Consider the following 2,159-nt stretch of genomic DNA (forward strand, 5'->3'; position numbering starts at 1 on the left):
CAGTCACAGATGTTTCGACTGATCCACCGCATTCGCGAGCAAGCCCGCTCCCACACAAGCCTATTCCACACTTATTGCGATGTGAGGCTTGAAGTGCTTTGGCCCACAGCAAGTCCGGCGCGAATCGCTGCTAATGCCGCCTGGTAATACGCCTTCCCCTCCGCCGACTCCGCAAACGTGGCGAATTCTTCCAGCTCCGGGTCAGACAAATCCCGATAGACGTACAGCAGCGTATTGTTCAGGTCATTGCCAATCTGCTGCATCAGCCGCTCACGCTGGCCATTCAACATGCCTTGCGCCTGGCCGCCGCCGAGCAGGCCGGGAATCATCTGGCTGAGGCTGTCGGCCGCCACGCCGGCAATCGCCAGGCTGACTTCCGCACCGGCTTCACGGGCGGGCAACGCCTGAGCCAAGTGACCAATGATTAGGCTACGCGTAGCGTCGGCTTCGATTTTCGGCAGGCCCTGGGCGTTTTTTGCCAATTGGTCGCGGCGCGTGGCGAGCAACTCGGCGGCGACGATCTTGCGGCCCAAGGGCGATTGGAAAAAGGCCAGGGCCGGTGCCGGGTCCGCCAGGTTCTTGCGCAATTGCGCCTCGGCACGCTGGTCCATGGCCTGGGCGGCGAAGCGTTTATTGCTGTTGTCCACCAGCGCCTGGAACACCGCCGGCGGCAGGCTATTGCGGTAGCGTTGCTGGGCGGCGCTGAGGGCGTCGTTGAAATGCGCACGTTGTTCGGCCCAGCCGGCGACCTTGTACAACTGGTCATGGCCGTCTGCCCAGGCGGGCAAAACGCAGAACATCAGCAAGGATAAAAACAAACGACGCATTAGGGACTCCTGTCAGTCGGCCACTATTGTCCGTGTCGGGCGTAGGATTTGTCGAGAAGTCCTATCGGTCACCTGACTAAAGTGTATGCAGACGCTCAACGGCGCTGTCGGATTCACAGGCGGATGGATACTATGCGCGCCATGCAAATACCCTTCGATCACCCGCTGTTGCAACGTATTGTCGACGACCTCGCCGAAAAGGGCTGGTCGCGGCAGGACGGCTTCCTGCCCCAGGCTCTGACCCTGGAACTGGCGGCTGAGTGCCGTAAACGTGCGTCCGAAGGTGAACTGGCCCCGGCGGCGGTAGGACGCGGGCCGGCCCAGGAAATTCGCGAGGGCATTCGCGGTGACCATATCCAGTGGCTCGAAGAGGGCGACGCGGCCGTCTGCGGCACCTATATGGCCGTGATGGACAGCTTGCGCCTGGCGATGAACCGCGGCCTGTTCCTCGGCCTGGAAGACTTCGAAAGCCACTTCGCGATGTACCCACCGGGGGCGTTTTACCTCAAGCACCTCGACCGCTTTCGCGACGATGACCGGCGCATGGTCTCGGCGGTGATCTACTTGAACGACGCCTGGCTGCCCGAACATGGCGGCCAGTTGCGCATGTACCTCAAGAGCGACGTCGAATACGACGTGGTGCCCACCGGCGGTTGCCTGGTGGTGTTCCTGTCCGGCGAGGTGCCCCACGAAGTCATGCCCGCCACGCGCGAACGCCTGTCCCTCACCGGCTGGTTTCGCCGACGCGGCAACGAGCCGTTTTAAGCATGGAAAAGATTCTGATCAGCCGCTGTTTGCTCGGGCACAAGGTGCGCTACGACGGTGGCGCCAGCGGGCCGTTCGATCAACTGGCGGCGTGGCAGGCCGAAGGGCGGGTGGTGGCGATCTGCCCGGAAGTGTCCGGTGGTTTGCCGACGCCGCGTCCGTCTGCGGAGATTCCAGGCGGGCAGGGTGTGGATGTGTGGGAAGGGCGAGCGCAGGTGTTGACTGCCGAGGGCGAGGACTTCAGCGCGGCCTTTCTCGACGGCGCGCGCCAGGCGTTGGCGTTGGTGCAGCGGCATGGCATCCGCATTGCGGTGCTCAAGGCCAATAGCCCGTCTTGTGGGAATTTGCTGACGTACGATGGCACCTTCTCGGGTGTGAAGGTGAGCGGCGAAGGTGTGACAGCGGCGTTGCTCAAGCGTCATGGGGTGCAGGTGTTCAGTGAGCTGGAACTGCCCGAGGCGGCAGCGGCCTTGGCCCATCTCTCGGATCAAACTTAGATCAAAATGTGGGAGCGGGCTTGCTCGCGAAAGCGGTGATTCAGTCAACTCATCCGGTGGCTGACACACC

General features: G+C 62.5%; 3 protein-coding genes. 2 read left to right on the top strand and 1 reads right to left on the bottom strand.

The window, feature by feature from the left end:
• Positions 1-71 precede the first annotated feature (71 nt).
• Entirely contained in the window at positions 72-827 is a 756-nt protein-coding gene (locus NUV89_RS29350) for a DUF2059 domain-containing protein (RefSeq protein WP_257784067.1), read from the bottom strand.
• A gap of 132 nt (positions 828-959) precedes the next feature.
• Between NUV89_RS29350 and NUV89_RS29355 the strand changes: the two genes are divergently transcribed.
• Complete coding sequence (locus tag NUV89_RS29355; protein ID WP_257784069.1) at positions 960-1,592, top strand: 2OG-Fe(II) oxygenase; 633 nt, start codon at positions 960-962, stop codon at positions 1,590-1,592.
• A 2-nt stretch (positions 1,593-1,594) separates the two neighbouring features.
• Positions 1,595-2,089: a DUF523 domain-containing protein gene (locus NUV89_RS29360; RefSeq protein WP_257784068.1), complete on the top strand. Its 495-nt coding sequence runs from the start codon at positions 1,595-1,597 to the stop codon at positions 2,087-2,089.
• Positions 2,090-2,159 lie beyond the last annotated feature (70 nt).

Origin of the sequence: Pseudomonas sp. 18.1.10 (genome assembly GCF_024655625.1) — a bacterium.
In the GTDB taxonomy this organism is placed as follows: domain Bacteria; phylum Pseudomonadota; class Gammaproteobacteria; order Pseudomonadales; family Pseudomonadaceae; genus Aquipseudomonas.